The sequence below is a fragment of the Haladaptatus paucihalophilus DX253 genome (genome assembly GCF_000376445.1).
Classification (GTDB): domain Archaea; phylum Halobacteriota; class Halobacteria; order Halobacteriales; family Haladaptataceae; genus Haladaptatus; species Haladaptatus paucihalophilus.
In genome coordinates this window covers 2,640,613-2,654,074 of sequence record NZ_AQXI01000001.1, presented here as the reverse complement: position 1 = coordinate 2,654,074, position 13,462 = coordinate 2,640,613, and the positions used below count along the sequence as shown (strand labels likewise).

Genomic DNA, 13,462 nt, shown 5'->3' with positions numbered 1-13,462 from the left:
GATGCAACCGCCATTCCGACCGTGACGAACGACAGTCCAACCGGCCTGCTCCACCACGTCGAACTCTACGCCAGCGACTTCGAAGCGTCGGCGTCCTTCTGGGGCTGGTTACTCGACGAACTCGGGTACTCGGTGTATCAGGACTGGGACGGCGGCCGGTCGTGGAAGCGAGGTGAGACGTACATCGTCCTCGTCCAAGCCGATGAGGAGTTTCGGGACGAACCGTATCACCGCCGTCGTCCGGGGCTGAACCACCTCGCGTTTCACGCCGCGTCGCGCGACCACGTGGACGAACTGACGGAGACGTTGCGCTCGAAGGGCGTCCCGATTTTGTACGAGGACGACCACCCGTTCGCTGGCGGCGAGGACCACTACGCGGTCTACTTCGAGGACCCCGAACGGATAAAGGTCGAACTCGTCGCGCCGGAGTGACTCACGCGGCCAGTTCGACGAGGACGATTTTGGTGCCGTACGGGTCCTCGAAGTGGACGTGAACGCCGCTCTCGTCCGACTTCGGTTCGCCGAGGAACGTGACACCTCGGTCGGAGAGCGTCTCGTAGGTTTTCCGACAGTCGTCGGTGTAGAAGACGAACGCCGGTTGGTCACCGGTCTGCTCGCCGACTAACGCGCGTTCCGCTTCGCCACTGGGTTCCATCAGCCAGATTCCGACCGGCGACCGTCCGGAACGACCGACGTGCACCGCCCGATACCCCTCCTCCAGTTCGTCGTCGTAGAGCACCTCGAAGCCGAGCGTTTCGGCGTAAAACTCGATGGCGTCGTCGTAGTCGTCCACCAACAGCGTCGTGCGACCGATTTCGGTCATCATGAGCGTGTAGAAAAAAGCGCGATACCGGAATAACGCTGTGCCGTACGTTGAGTGAAAGTGGTCGGAAAACGAGCGGGGAAAAGACGGTCCCTACCGTCCGCGAACGAACGTCTCGATTCGGTTCATCGCCTCGCGCAACTCGGCCATGCCGGTCGCGTAGGAGGCGCGGAAGTGGCCCGCGCCACCCTCGCCGAAGGCGCTTCCGGGGACGACGGCGACGCCCTGTTCTTCGAGGAGTTCCTCCGCGAAGGCCTCGTCGTCGTCGCCGCACGCGGGGAACGCGTAGAACGCGCCGCTGGCCTCGAAGCAGTCGAGGCCCATCTCCTCGAAGCGCGAGAGGACGAACCGCCGACGGCGGTTGTACTCGTCGTGCATCTCTCTGACGCTCTCTTCGCAACTCCGGAGCGCCTCCAGCGCGGCGTATTGGGCGGTCACCGGTGCGGAGAGCATCGAATACTGGTGGATTCGATTCATCGCGGCGATGGCGTCCGCGGGACCGAGCGCGTAGCCCAGTCGAAGGCCGGTCATCGCGTAGGCCTTCGAGAAGCCGTTGAAGACGACGGTTCGCTCGCGCATGCCGGGGAACGTCGAAATCGACGTGTGGTCGCCGCCGTAGGTCAGCGCGGCGTAAATCTCGTCGGAGAGGACGAACAGGTCGTGTTCCCGAACGAACTCCGCGACGTCGGCGAGTTGGTCCGCGCTCATCGTCGCGCCGGTCGGGTTGTTGGGATAGCACAGCATCAGCGCATCGGCGTCGGCCGCACCCGCCGCTTCCAGCGCGTCGTAGGTGAGCGCGAAACCGTTCTCCGCCCGCGTCGGAACCGCCAGCGGTTCGCCGCCCGCGAAGACGACGCCGGGGACGTAGGAGATGTACGAGGGCTGGTGAACCGCCACGGTGTCGCCGGGGTTCACGAGCGCCCGCATCGCCACGTCGATGGCCTCGCTCGCGCCCGCCGTCACCAGAATCTCCTCGTCCGGGTCGTAGTCGAGGTCGTAGCGCTCCACGTGGTCCGCGATGGCCGTCCGAAGGTCGCGGCGGCCGCGGTTCGCGGTGTAGGACGTTTTCCCCCGTTCCAGCGCGTCGATTGCGGCCGTTCTGGCGGCCCACGGCGCGGAGAAATCCGGTTCGCCCACCCCGAGCGAGATAACGTCGTCGCGCTCCTCCGCGAGTTCGAAGAAGCGCCGAATCCCCGATGGGGGAACCTGTTGAACGCGGTCGGCGGGTTTCATGGCGAAACCGAGAGACGGTCGTCGTCGTCGCGGTCCTCGAACTCGATACCGCGTTCCTTGTACGTCTCCATGACGAAGTGTGTCACCGTCTGCGTCACCTCCGGGATGGGCGCTATCTGCTCGGAGACGAAGTTCGACACGTCGTGCATCGACTCGCCCTCGATGTCCACGGCGAAATCGTAATCGCCACTTATCAACCGCAGCGAGACGACCTTGGGGAATTTCGCTATTCGACGCGCGATCTCCTCGTAGCCGGTTTCCCGGTCGAGTTCGACGTTGAGTTCGACCTCCGCTTGCACGTGTTGGTCGTCGATGTTGTGCCAATCGACGACCGCCTGATAGCCGCGGACTGCACCCTCGGATTCGAGTTCCGTAATCAGCGATTCCACTTCCGACTCCGACAGTCCGGTCTGTCGCGCGAGGTCGGCGGTGCTCTCGCGGGCGTTCGACAGGAGCAGTTCCAGTAGTTCCCGTTTCGACTCCATAGCACCCCTTTCTGGGCGGGGGCACAAGTAGTTTGGTCGCACCTGACAACGGGCTGGCGAAACACGGGAGAACTGCAGTCCGACCTGCGCGACCGGGCGGTTATTCCGTTCACGGAGAGACGGTCCGCACGAGATGGCCGAGATTCGGGAAGCGACACGGGACGATGCGTCCGAGATTTTGCGCCTTCACATCGCGTCGATTCGCGCGTTCGGCCCGGACGCGTACGACGAAACACAGGTCGAGGCGTGGGCGGAAAAGGACGACGGAACCAGGGGCTATCCCATCGACACGCCGGGTCACTACCTCGTCGTCGCCGTGAACGACGGCGTGGTTGGGTACGGACATCTCGTGCCGGAGAACGACGAAGTGCGGGCAGTGTACGTACATCCCGACGCCGCACGGAACGGTATCGGCTCAGCCATCCTCGGCCATCTGGAGGAGTACGCCCGCGGTGTTGGACTGACCCGACTCGAACTGTGGGCATCGCGCAACGCCGTCGAGTTTTACGAACGAATGGACTACCGCCCGATAGCCGAGGAAGCAGTCGAGAAGGAACACGACGGACGCGAAGTGTCGATTCCGGTGTTGGTTATGAGGAAATCGCTCAACGACGGTGATTCGATACTCGACGAGATGCCGGATGAGACATATCGATAGGACGGTCCGCACTCGGTGTCGATGAAACTGGTGGGAAACATCGAGTTCGAGGGCATCCCGAAGATTCCGAAGGAAGACGGCTGTGCGACCAAAAGAAGCTCGCCAGCATCATCACCGGCAAGTAACCGTCACCACCATCTCGCTCCGTCGTCAGAATCGTCCGGTCTCGTTCCGTACAGCGCGGCCGAGTGAATCTCGACCGGACTCCACGGTTCGAAGTCGCCTTGGCCGCACATGTTCCACCACCGCTCTTCCATTCGATTCCAGTAGACGCCGTTGAAGTTGAGTTCCGGGCAGTACCACGTTCCCGTCGTGTCCATGATGAAATCGACGCCCCACGTCTCGGAGAACTCGCCCGCAATCCGTTCGGCGTACCGACGCGGCGTGGAGAGGTCCACGCTCCGAATCACGGGGTCAAGGTAGTCGTAGGTGTCGTCACAGACGTTCCTCGCTCGCTCCGCGGTCGGCGGCGTGTGGCCGAGAACGTCGCCGTCGTCCACGAAGAATCGAACCGACGGATGGCAGGTGTGGTTCGGGTGCCGACAGAAATCGAAGTCGAGCCACTCGCGCACCACGAGTCCGCCGCCGTGCGGCCAGCCCTGTTCGCCGTTCTGCGTGAGCAGCGATTCGACCACCCGGTCTATCACGTCCGCCTCGGGGCGGTAGATGAACGACCCCTCGCGGAGTCGGACCGTGGCGGCCTTGACCTGCGTCCGAACGAACGCCCGGTCGAACCCGTTTCGGTCCATGAACGACAGAATCGCGTCCGTGTCCCAGCGGATTTCCTCCTCGTCCGTTTCGAGCGGGACGAGCGCCGTCTTCGGAACCGGAACGTCGAGTTCCCGAAGCCGAGGCCAGTAGCTGTCGAAGCGACAGCGTTCGTCGGCGAAATCGGTGATGTAGAGCGGGGCCGCGGAGGGCATGAGTGGCAACCGATTCGATGAGGAGCGACATTACGATGTCGCCGAAGTACCCTCACACCAGCTATTTCATATCGTGGAATGTGATTTATTGCGCCAAACCATCCCAATTCTGTCAGAGCGAGACAGTCGAGGTTCTCTACAGAATCAGAGCGGTTGAGTACAGCGATCAGTAGAGAAAGTGTATTCATGTCGGTGAAAGTAGAATATCACCACCTAACCGTATCAATATAAGTTTCTGCCGACCGTCCGAACCGCCGTATCCATGTCAGATGCTAACGCACGGACCGTACGGGAACAGTGGGGAAGTCGCTTCGGCTTCCTCATGGCAATGCTCGGCGCGATGGTCGGCGCCGGAAACATATGGCGGATGCCGTTCACGACGGGGGAAAACGGGGGTGGCGCGTTCCTCGTGGCGTACGTCATCCTCCTGTTCCTCATCGCCATTCCGGGGCTGATGGCCGAGACGGTGTTCGGGTCGTACACGAACCGCGGCGTCATCGGGTCGTTCAAATCCGCGTTCGGTGAGGGCCGCGCGGAAGGGCTCGGGTTGGTCGTCGTCATCGTGAACATCGCCTTGATGTCCTACTACGCGCCCATCATCGGGTGGACGATGTACTACGCGGCGAACTCGGTTCTCCTAACCTTCTCGCAACCGGGCTTCGACCCGCAGTCGTTCTGGTCGGCCTTTTCGGGATCTCCGGCGCTCACCGTCGGGATGCACACCGTCGCCATGGCGGCGACGGGAGGCGTCCTCCTGTTCGGCATCAAGGACGGCATCGAGCGCGTCGTCAAGTGGATGATTCCGTTCCTCGTCCTCGCGCTCATCGCGGTGGGAATCAAGGGACTCACGCTCCCCGGCGCGATGGGTGGACTGGAGTTCGTGTTCACCCCCGACTGGAACTACCTCGTGCGTGCGGAGACGTGGACCGCCGCGCTCGGACAGGCGCTCTTCTCAACCGGCCTCGGTTGGGGTATCGCGCTCACCTTCGGGAGTTACCTGAGCAAGAACGACGACGTGCCGCTTGGTGCGGGCGTCTTCACCGCCGTCGGAAACACGAGCGTCGGGCTGCTCGCCATCTTCGCCGTCTTCCCGGCGGTGTTCGCGTTCGGGCTGGAGCCGAGCGCCGGGTCCAATCTGGCGTTTATCTCCCTACCGAGCGTCTTCCCGCAGATGACGGGCGGAGCGATTTGGGCCATCCTGTTCTTCGTTGGCTTCCTGTTCGCCACGTTTTCGTCCGGCCTCGCCATCACCGAAGTCGCGGTGACGACGGTCACCGAGGAGACGAGGTTGGACCGCCGCGGTGCCGTTCTCGGAGTCGTCGGCCTCATCTGGTTGGTCGGCCTTCCGAGCGCGTACTCCGCCGACTTCCTCGGGCTGATGGACTTCATGTTCGGAAACTGGGGGCTGCCGCTCGCGGCGTTGCTCATCATCCTGACCGTCGGCTGGCAGCTCGAAGCCGAACCCATGCGCGTCATCGCGCTCAACCGCAACTCCGACATCCACGTCGGTGGGTGGTGGGTCGGCATCATCAAATTCCTCATTCCGGCGCTGATGGTGGGCATCATGGCCTACTATGTCGTGATGAGTGTCGGTACGTCGTTCGTCCGGACGGTCGGCGGCGTCGTGTTGATGGCCGTGTTGCTCGTCGGTGCGGTCCTCATCATGGGTGCGCTCCGCGGACGTGGTGGGACGAGTGACTCACCTGAAACCGCCGCGGGAGGAGGTGATTGAGATGGCACTCTCGACGAGCGCGTGGGTCGTCATGCTCGGGTCCATCGCCGTCCTCTGGGGCACGGCCGTGTGGGCGCTCGTTCGCTCGCTCCGAGACGAGGACGAAAAGCTCGAACTGCTGAACGAACAGGGCGAAATCGACACCTACTCCCCGCGCTCGATGACGGAACTCCGGGAGTGGATACGGGAGAATCCTAACGACAAACACGCGTCCGAGGCTCGCGAGCGCTACAACGAGTGCGTCGAGACGCTCAGACGTATCGATACGACGTTCTACGACTGGAGCCAATCGGAAATCGACTCGCTGGAGCGGTTGTAGCGGCGGTCCAATTTTTTGTCACTCGGCGCGTTCGACGCGACACGGCAGGGCTTCGAGTCCGTGGAGCAGTTGGGTCGAAAGCGGACTCTTGGGTTCGTCGGTCGGCTCGATGGTGTCGAACCGGTCCAAGAGCGCGTCGAGCGCGATGTCCGCCTCGACGCGGGCGAGCGGCGCGCCGAGGCAGTAGTGGATGCCCTTGCCGAACGCGATGTGTCGGTTGGGGCTTCGCTCCGGCCGGAACTCCTCCGGCGCGTCGAACACGTCGGGGTCGCGGTTCGCGGACCCGATCCACGCGGTCACCAACTCACCGGCTTCGATGGTTTCGCCGCCGAGTTCGACGTCCCGGGTGGCGACGCGACGGATAGACTGGGCGGGAGAGCGGTACCGAAGTACCTCCTCTATCGCCTGTTTTCGGTCGATTTCGCCCGTTCGAACGGCGTCGGTCACGTCGTGTTCGTCGAAACACCACACGGCGTTCGTGATGAGATTCGTCGTCGTGATGTTGCCCGCGATGAGAAGGAGGATGCAAAACCCGACCTTCTCATCGCGTTCGAGGTCGTCGCTCGTCGCCGCGAGCGTGATGAGGTCGTCGCCGTCCCCGTCGGCCCGCTCGTCGAGCAGGTCGCCGAAGTACTCGGCCATCTCCCGACGAGCGCGTTGGCGCTGCCGTTCGTTTTTCTCCATCGCCGCTGTCGTCTCTTCCGTCGGACTGGCGACCAGCGCGTCCGACCACGACTTGAACTGGTCGCGGCGGTCGGCCGGAATTCCGAGCAGTTCCGCGATGACGGTCACGGGGAACGGATACGCGAAGTCCCCGACGAGGTCGATTCGGTCCGCGTCCTCGACCGCATCCAGAAATTCGGCGGCGAACGCTTCGAGACGGGGTTGCAGTTCGCGTATCGTTCCCGGCCGGAATCGTTCGTCCACGAACCGCCGAAGTCGGTCGTGTTCCGGCGGTTCCGCGTTTATCATGGTCCGGCGCATCGCTTGGTCGTCGTCGAACGACACCGCCTCGGCGTCCCGCATGTCCGAGGAGAACGCGTCGTAGTCGGAGAGCACGCGGTCCACGTCCTCGTACCGAAACACGTCCCACATCTTTCGACTCTCGTCGTAGCGAACGGGAGACTCCCGACGCATTCGTGCGTACCAGTCGAACGGGTCGAGTTGCCGCTGTCTGTCGTACAGTTCTTCGGGCGGTCGGAGGACCGATGACGCTTGATTGGGGGATTCCATCGACTGAATAATCGTTCAATTAGATTGTATGCTTTTTGGTCAGGAGATGGTTGATAGTAGAAAGAAAACGTAGAGATAAACGTCGAACAACTATCAACACGGAGCAATTTCGAAGTGAGAGAAGTACTGACCAGTCAGTTAGAATCGCATTGTATGGCTGCTCGTTCGAGGCGTGAAACGAGGGTCGGGTCCGGTCCGGCTACGCCGAGGGACGCTTCACCGGCGTTCGCTCGGATGCGCCCGGCGACGAGTGGTATATCGCCGCCCCGGTATCGGAACGGAACAGGTGGAGCCGTTCCGAGTCGGCGACGAGGCCGACCGTTTCACCCACTCCGACCGACCTTCGCGGGTCGGCTTTGACCGAGAGTTCGGTCTCGCCGACGGTGCCGCGGAGCAACAGCGACTCGCCGAGCGGTTCCGTGACGCTCACCGAGAGTTCGATATCGCCCTCGCCCTCGCTGACCGCGAGGTCTTCGGGACGAATTCCGACCTGCGCGCGGTCGATATCGGTATCGACGCGCGTCTCCGCCCGTGGAAGCGGGATGCGAAATCCGTTCCCCTCGGCGACCCGGCGTCCGTCACCCTCGGAGACGCGAGCGGGAAGGACGTTCATCGACGGACTGCCGACGAACTCCGCCACAAATCGGTTGACGGGATAGTCATAGAGCGTCTGCGGATCATCCACTTGCTGGATTTTCCCGTCGTTCATGACCGCAACGCGGTCGCCGAGCGTCATCGCCTCCGTCTGGTCGTGCGTGACGTAGATGGTGGTTCGTTCGAGTTCGGCGTGGAGTTCCGCGAGTTCCGCGCGCATTTCGACGCGCAGTTTGGCGTCGAGGTTCGACAGCGGCTCGTCCATGAGGAGAATTTCGGGGTCCCGAACGAGCGTCCGGCCGATGGCGACCCGCTGTCGTTCGCCGCCCGAGAGTTCACCCGGTTTCCGGTCGAGGAGGTCCACGATGTCGAGCGTGTCGGCCGCGTCGGCGACCGCTCGCTCGATTTCGTCGCTCGTGTACGACCCCGACGAGTTCATGCCGAAGGTCATGTTCTGCTCCGCGGTCATGTGCGGGTAGAGCGCGTAGTTCTGGAACACCATCGCCACGTTGCGGTCCTTGGGTGGGACGCCGTTGACGACGTCGCCGCCGAACCGAATCGTTCCGTCGGATATCGTTTCGAGTCCGGCGAGCATGCGAAGCGTGGTGGATTTCCCGCACCCGCTCGGTCCGACGACGACGAGGAACTCGCCGTCGTTCACTTCGAGGTCGATGCCGTTGACTGCCGTCACGTCGTCGTACCGCTTGACGACGTTTTTCAGTGAGATGGTTGCCATAACTGGTCACTTTTGTTGAAGTCCGAACGTCTGGAGGAGTGGGCGGTGCAACACGAGGAGAACCAAGAGCGGGGGGACGAGCGCGATGACGGCACCCGCCATGATGAGTCCCCACTGGGTTTGCCCCGCGGCGCTGGCCGACTGCAAGAGTTTGACGCCGACCTGCGCGACCTGCTTTCGTTGCGTGCTCATGATGGTGAGCGGCCAGAGGTACTGGTTCCACGCGTAGATGAACTCGATGACCGCGACGCCCGCGATCATGCCCTTCGACATCGGCACGAGGACGCGAAACAGGAACGTGAGCGGTCCGATACCGTCCAGTCGGGCTGTTTCGACGAGCGAGTCCGGAATCGACCGGAAGTGCTGTCGAAGCAGGAAAACGGTCGTCGCGCTGGCGAGGTAGGGCGCGGTCAGCGCGAGCAACGAATCCGACCAGCCGATGCTCGCCACGAACTGGAACAGAGAGAGGATGCGCACCGGGACGGGGAGCATCAGCGTGAACAGGATGAACATGAACACCAATCGCTTGAACCGGAACCGGTAGTAGACGATGGCCAGCGCCGCGAACAGCGAAATCGTCACCTTGCCCACGACGATGACGAGTGACATCGCGAGCGAGTTGAGCAGATACCGACCCATCCCGTACTCGGTCATGGCGGCGACGTAGTTGTGCGCCGCCTGCCCGCCGGGGGCGAGGTTCGTCGTCTGGTATATCTGGGTCGTCGTCTGCGTGCTCATCAGGAGCGCGAGCAACAGGGGCAACGCCATGACGAACGTCGAGCCGACGAGTGCGACGTGCACGAAGAGGTTGTCAGGGAGTACGTCCCGCCACGACCCCCGACGCACTCGGTCGGCGGCGGGGAACGACTCCGTGCTCATGAGTTCCCTCCGTACTGGACGTACCGGTCGGAGAGGCGCAACTGGGCGTACGTCAGCACGCCGACGATGCCGAACAGGATGACGGACTCGGCGGATGCGAGTCCGGGGTTCGAGAACTCGAAGGCGTCCCGGTAGAGCTTGAAGATGAGGAAGTTGGTCGCCCCGTTCGGGCCGCCGTGGGTCATCAGGTCCACCAACGAGAAGGTGCTGAAGAACGCGTAGATGGTGTCCATGACCACGAGGAACAGGAGCGTCGGCGAGATGAGCGGGATGTAGACGCGGGTGACGAGTTGAAACCGACTAACGCCGTCGAGTTTCGCCGCCTCGTTGAGCGTCTCGGGGACGTTGTTCAACGCGGCGAGGATGAAGATGATGTTGTAGCCGAGTTGCTTCCAGATGGCCGCTATCGCAACGATGACCAACGCGAGCGTGCCGTTCGTGAACCAGTCGAGCGTGATGCCGAACAGGTCGTGAAGGAAGTACGTGATGACGCCAAGCGTGGGATGAAACAGGAAGAGCAGAATCGTCCCTGCGACCGCTGGCGGGAGCGCGTACGGCCAGATGGCGGCCACGAGGTACGCCGCTTGCCCGGTCGTCACCTCGTAGAGGAGCGTCGCCACGAACAGCGAGACGGTCAGCGTGCCGACCACGACGGCGACGGCGAAGAGGGCCGTCACCGCGATGCTGTGACGATACTCGGGGGAGGTGAGGAGGGTTGCGAAGTTGTCCAGTCCGACGAACGTCTTGTGGAGACCCAGCACGCCCGTGTTGTAGAGGCTCAGACGGATCGTCTCGATCGACGGATAGTACAGGAACGCGACGAGGACGACTATCGTCGGCAGCAACAACAAGGCCGCCTGCCAGGTGCTCGAATACGTTGATTCTTTAGTGGACATGAAAAGCTGAGGTGAGTTACTTCTGGTTCGCGCGGGCCAGTTCGGACTCGACGTCCTTCTTCGCGCTGGCGAGCGCGCTATCGACGCTGGTGCCCTGAATCATGCTCACGTAGCTCTTCTCGACGATGGTTCGCGTCTTTGCGAACGGTGCCATCTGTGCGCCGCGAGTCGCCGTCGTATCCTTCGTGGCCTGCAGTTGGTCGAACGCCGTCTTGAAGTTGGGATTCTCGTCGAACCAGCCGTTGTCTTGGAGTTGGCCGACGGCCTCCTTGCGGACGGGGAAGTATCCCGTGTTCTTGTGCCATCGAACCTGCTGTTCGGGCTGGGTGAGCCACACGAGAAAGTCCGCCGCCGCCTTCTGTTTGGCGTCCGAGAGTCCCTTCGGAACCCAGAGCGACCCGCCGCCGATGACGACGCCCTTGCGTTTCCCCTCCGGGGTGGGCAGGTAGCCGGTACCCATCTCGAAGCCGTTCTCCTTCGCGCCCGCGGTGGTCGAGGCGATGCCCGAGGTGGAGGTGATGAGCATCCCGACTTTCCCGGCGATGAACGCCTGTTTCGCGGCGCTCCAATCCTCGATGCCGGGGTTGAGGTACGCGCCCTGTTCGTACAGTTCCGTCCACCAGTTGAAGATGCGCTTTGCCGCGTCGCTTTCGAGGTAAACCTCGGTCGGCTCGCCCGCGCGACCGTTCTCCTCGTTGACGAGGAGCTGATTTTGCTCGGCCATCCACTGCTCGACGAACCAACCGTGGTTCGGCCACGTGATTCCCTTCTTCGTGGCTCCAGAGTCGATCAGCTTTGCCGAGGCGTCCGCGATACCTTGGAAGGTTTTCGGCGGACTCTCGGGGTCGAGACCGGCCTTCTCGAAGGCGTCCTTGTTGTAGTACAGGACGGGATTCGAGGAGTTGAACGGCATCGAGTTGAGCGTATCACCGATGCGGTAGTAGTTGAGGACCGGATTCAGGAAGTTGTCGTAGTCGATTGCGTCCGACGGAATGATGTCCTGGACGGAGACGAACGCGTCGCTGGTTCGTGCCAGTCCGGTCCCGATGTCGAAAATCTGGGCGACCGCCGGGGGTTTGTCCGCCTTGACCGCCGAAAGGGTCGAGTTCAACGTCTCGCGGTAGCTCCCCTTCGACGTCACCTCGACGGAGACGTCCTCGTGTTGGGATTCGAAGTCGGAACCCATCTGGTCCAACAGCTTCGCGGTGTCGCCGCCCATCGCGTGCCAGAACTTGATTGAGGTTTTTCCGCCGCTCAACTGACCGCTACAACCGGCGAGCGCCAACGCACCGGTTGCGGCGCTCGTGGCCAGGAACTTTCGACGAGTGGATTCGTTCGTCATTATCCGTCGATTTGAGCAACCGAACTTAAGGCGTTGTAATAGGTCTATATGGCGAATACATAATCATACGGAGTAATCAATCGAAGTATGAATCGCACGCCGTTTCCATCGCAATCGCCACGAAAGTCGTATCGAAGACCCCTATCAGCGTAGTCGCAAGCCCCTTACGCGCCGGACGAGTAGGCGAACGCGATGGTTCGGAACGTCGCACCCGAGATGGCCGAGTTGGAGCCGGAGGACTTCTATCTCCTCTCGGGCGTCGAGCAGGGGATGCGCTTCAGCGAGTGGGTACAGAAGGAGAAGATTCCACGCTTCTCGCGGTTGACCGCGGAGGAGGTCGAATATCGAATCGACCGGTGTCTCGACCGCGAGCTGCTCGAACGCAAGACCATCCAGTACGAGGGCTACACGCTCACGTTCGAGGGGTACGACGCGCTCGCGCTTCGGGCGTTTTCCGAGCGCGATACGATTCAGGGCGTCGGGTCGCCGCTCGGCGTCGGCAAGGAAAGCGACGTGTACGAAGTGCAGTCGTTCCGGCCGCTCGCGTTGAAGTACCACCGCGAGGGCTACACCAACTTCCGAGAAGTGATGAAGGAACGCGATTACACGTCCGACCGGGAGCACGTCTCGTGGCTCTACACCGCTCGCAAAGCCGCCGAGCGGGAGCACGATGTCCTCGAAGCGCTGTACCCCGACGTGAGCGTTCCGCGCCCCATCGACCACAACCGCCACGCCATCGTGATGGAGAAGATAGACGGCGTGGAACTCGCGCGCTCGAAGTTCGAAGACGAGCAGGTCGTCCCCGTCCTCGACCTCGTGCTCCGCGAGGTGGGAGACGCCTACGAAGGCGGGTACGTCCACGCGGACATGAGCGAGTACAACGTGTTCGTCAACAGCGAGGGAATCACCATCTTCGATTGGCCGCAAGCGATTCCGACCGACCACCAGAACGCGGCGGAGTTCCTCGAACGTGACGTTCGCAACATCGTCGGCTACTTCCAGCGCAAATACCCGCAACTCGTTGGCGACGTGGACGTCCCCGCGGTCGCAGACGCCATCACCGAAATAGAGTTCGACTCGGTTCGCAACCACGTGAGCGACGGGCCTTAAATGACGTAGGACACCACCGCCAACACGAGGAACACTATTATCAACCACTTGGCGATGTCCATCGACATGCCAGCGATGCCACCCGCGCCGAGAACTCCAGCAACGATGGCGAGGACGGCGAACGCGATCGCGAGTTCGAGAATCGCCATTAGCGACTCACCCCGCCGACGCCGTATCTGTATGCGAGATACATGCACAGTCATAGACCCCCTGGTCACTTCGTGTCGTGGGCTGAATTAGCAAGTACAGTATGTTATTTGTGGCCGTGAGGAGATTTTATCATGGAATACAAGGGTTCGTATTATAATTATCTTGTTTAAACTGATTAAATAAATTAATCTGTGCTAGGGAATATAATGGATGTATGGCACGACAGGATGTCGCCACGTATCTCGCACAGCACCCACGAATGATCGGCGCTTTGTTCATGGCCAGTCTGTTGTTGATGCAGACCACGCCTGTGTTGGCAGGGGGTCCAGAAGTTCACATCGGCCCTTAA

Annotated in this window: 16 protein-coding genes; 6 read left to right on the top strand and 10 right to left on the bottom strand. The window is 61.9% G+C overall.

The window, feature by feature from the left end; all coding sequences use genetic code 11:
- Nucleotides 1-21 precede the first annotated feature (21 nt).
- Nucleotides 22-432, top strand: a complete 411-nt coding sequence (locus B208_RS0114735) for a VOC family protein (protein ID WP_007982459.1) — start codon at nt 22-24, stop codon at nt 430-432.
- 1 nt (nt 433) lies between these two features.
- Here the strand turns inward: B208_RS0114735 and B208_RS0114730 are convergent, their stop codons facing one another.
- From B208_RS0114730 to B208_RS0114720, 3 genes are all read right to left on the bottom strand, one after another.
- Nucleotides 434-826, bottom strand: a complete 393-nt coding sequence (locus B208_RS0114730; RefSeq protein ID WP_007982458.1) for a VOC family protein — start codon at nt 824-826, stop codon at nt 434-436.
- Between the two features lie 90 nt (nt 827-916).
- Entirely contained in the window at nt 917-2,056 is a 1,140-nt protein-coding gene (locus B208_RS0114725) for a pyridoxal phosphate-dependent aminotransferase (RefSeq protein ID WP_007982457.1), read from the bottom strand.
- Entirely contained in the window at nt 2,053-2,541 is a 489-nt protein-coding gene (locus B208_RS0114720; protein WP_007982456.1) for an Lrp/AsnC family transcriptional regulator, read from the bottom strand. Before B208_RS0114720 ends, B208_RS0114725 begins: the two co-directional genes overlap by 4 nt.
- 133 nt (nt 2,542-2,674) lie before the next feature.
- On the opposite strand from B208_RS0114720, the gene B208_RS0114715 reads away from it, so the two are divergent.
- Nucleotides 2,675-3,199 carry a GNAT family N-acetyltransferase gene (locus B208_RS0114715; RefSeq protein ID WP_007982454.1) on the top strand — a complete coding sequence of 175 codons (525 nt, stop codon included), beginning with the start codon at nt 2,675-2,677 and terminating at the stop codon, nt 3,197-3,199.
- Between the two features lie 128 nt (nt 3,200-3,327).
- Here the strand turns inward: B208_RS0114715 and B208_RS0114710 are convergent, their stop codons facing one another.
- Complete coding sequence (locus B208_RS0114710) at nt 3,328-4,122, bottom strand: hypothetical protein (protein ID WP_007982452.1); 795 nt, start codon at nt 4,120-4,122, stop codon at nt 3,328-3,330.
- A gap of 262 nt (nt 4,123-4,384) precedes the next feature.
- Between B208_RS0114710 and B208_RS0114700 the strand changes: the two genes are divergently transcribed.
- Nucleotides 4,385-5,854: a sodium-dependent transporter gene (locus B208_RS0114700; RefSeq protein ID WP_026177866.1), complete on the top strand. Its 1,470-nt coding sequence runs from the start codon at nt 4,385-4,387 to the stop codon at nt 5,852-5,854.
- A 1-nt stretch (nt 5,855) separates the two neighbouring features.
- The gene (locus B208_RS0114695) at nt 5,856-6,173 is read left to right on the top strand and encodes a hypothetical protein (RefSeq protein WP_007982447.1); all 318 of its coding nucleotides are present in this window, start codon (nt 5,856-5,858) and stop codon (nt 6,171-6,173) included.
- A gap of 18 nt (nt 6,174-6,191) precedes the next feature.
- Here B208_RS0114695 and B208_RS0114690 read toward each other — a convergent pair whose 3' ends face one another.
- The 5 genes from B208_RS0114690 to B208_RS0114670 all read right to left on the bottom strand — a co-directional run bounded on the left by B208_RS0114690 (nt 6,192) and on the right by B208_RS0114670 (nt 11,853).
- The gene (locus tag B208_RS0114690) at nt 6,192-7,406 is read right to left on the bottom strand and encodes a cytochrome P450 (protein ID WP_007982446.1); all 1,215 of its coding nucleotides are present in this window, start codon (nt 7,404-7,406) and stop codon (nt 6,192-6,194) included.
- Between the two features lie 199 nt (nt 7,407-7,605).
- On the bottom strand, nt 7,606-8,736 hold the full coding sequence (locus B208_RS0114685; RefSeq protein WP_007982443.1) for an ABC transporter ATP-binding protein: 1,131 nt from the start codon (nt 8,734-8,736) through the stop codon (nt 7,606-7,608).
- 6 nt (nt 8,737-8,742) lie between these two features.
- Nucleotides 8,743-9,615, bottom strand: coding sequence for a carbohydrate ABC transporter permease (locus tag B208_RS0114680; protein WP_007982441.1), 873 nt, complete (start codon nt 9,613-9,615; stop codon nt 8,743-8,745).
- Nucleotides 9,612-10,511, bottom strand: a complete 900-nt coding sequence (locus B208_RS0114675; RefSeq protein ID WP_026177865.1) for a carbohydrate ABC transporter permease — start codon at nt 10,509-10,511, stop codon at nt 9,612-9,614. Before B208_RS0114675 ends, B208_RS0114680 begins: the two co-directional genes overlap by 4 nt.
- Before the next feature lie 16 nt (nt 10,512-10,527).
- Nucleotides 10,528-11,853 (bottom strand): ABC transporter substrate-binding protein, encoded by a 1,326-nt coding sequence (locus tag B208_RS0114670; protein WP_007982436.1) that lies wholly within the window; start codon nt 11,851-11,853, stop codon nt 10,528-10,530.
- A gap of 192 nt (nt 11,854-12,045) precedes the next feature.
- Here B208_RS0114670 and B208_RS0114665 point away from each other — a divergent pair, with 192 nt between their 5' ends.
- Nucleotides 12,046-12,963, top strand: coding sequence for a serine/threonine-protein kinase RIO2 (locus B208_RS0114665; protein ID WP_007982435.1), 918 nt, complete (start codon nt 12,046-12,048; stop codon nt 12,961-12,963).
- On the opposite strand, the gene B208_RS23355 is transcribed toward B208_RS0114665, so the two are convergent.
- Nucleotides 12,960-13,106 (bottom strand): DUF1328 domain-containing protein, encoded by a 147-nt coding sequence (locus tag B208_RS23355; protein ID WP_026177864.1) that lies wholly within the window; start codon nt 13,104-13,106, stop codon nt 12,960-12,962. The genes B208_RS0114665 and B208_RS23355 overlap by 4 nt on opposite strands.
- Nucleotides 13,107-13,327: 221 nt before the next feature.
- On the opposite strand from B208_RS23355, the gene B208_RS25210 reads away from it, so the two are divergent.
- Nucleotides 13,328-13,462, top strand: a complete 135-nt coding sequence (locus B208_RS25210; protein ID WP_449404116.1) for a DUF7503 family protein — start codon at nt 13,328-13,330, stop codon at nt 13,460-13,462.

Excerpts from the sequence above, each read along its gene's own strand:
- B208_RS0114725 (WP_007982457.1), bottom strand. The coding sequence starts at position 2,056 with ATGAAACCCGCCGACCGCGTTCAACAGGTTCCCCCATCGGGGATTCGG.
- B208_RS0114670 (WP_007982436.1), bottom strand. The coding sequence starts at position 11,853 with ATGACGAACGAATCCACTCGTCGAAAGTTCCTGGCCACGAGCGCCGCA.
- B208_RS0114675 (WP_026177865.1), bottom strand. The coding sequence starts at position 10,511 with ATGTCCACTAAAGAATCAACGTATTCGAGCACCTGGCAGGCGGCCTTG.
- B208_RS0114695 (WP_007982447.1), top strand. The coding sequence starts at position 5,856 with ATGGCACTCTCGACGAGCGCGTGGGTCGTCATGCTCGGGTCCATCGCC.
- B208_RS25210 (WP_449404116.1), top strand. The coding sequence starts at position 13,328 with ATGGCACGACAGGATGTCGCCACGTATCTCGCACAGCACCCACGAATG.
- B208_RS0114685 (WP_007982443.1), bottom strand. The coding sequence starts at position 8,736 with ATGGCAACCATCTCACTGAAAAACGTCGTCAAGCGGTACGACGACGTG.
- B208_RS0114665 (WP_007982435.1), top strand. The coding sequence starts at position 12,046 with ATGGTTCGGAACGTCGCACCCGAGATGGCCGAGTTGGAGCCGGAGGAC.
- B208_RS0114710 (WP_007982452.1), bottom strand. The coding sequence starts at position 4,122 with ATGCCCTCCGCGGCCCCGCTCTACATCACCGATTTCGCCGACGAACGC.
- B208_RS0114730 (WP_007982458.1), bottom strand. The coding sequence starts at position 826 with ATGATGACCGAAATCGGTCGCACGACGCTGTTGGTGGACGACTACGAC.
- B208_RS0114690 (WP_007982446.1), bottom strand. The coding sequence starts at position 7,406 with ATGGAATCCCCCAATCAAGCGTCATCGGTCCTCCGACCGCCCGAAGAA.
- B208_RS0114700 (WP_026177866.1), top strand. The coding sequence starts at position 4,385 with ATGTCAGATGCTAACGCACGGACCGTACGGGAACAGTGGGGAAGTCGC.
- B208_RS0114715 (WP_007982454.1), top strand. The coding sequence starts at position 2,675 with ATGGCCGAGATTCGGGAAGCGACACGGGACGATGCGTCCGAGATTTTG.
- B208_RS0114680 (WP_007982441.1), bottom strand. The coding sequence starts at position 9,615 with ATGAGCACGGAGTCGTTCCCCGCCGCCGACCGAGTGCGTCGGGGGTCG.
- B208_RS0114720 (WP_007982456.1), bottom strand. The coding sequence starts at position 2,541 with ATGGAGTCGAAACGGGAACTACTGGAACTGCTCCTGTCGAACGCCCGC.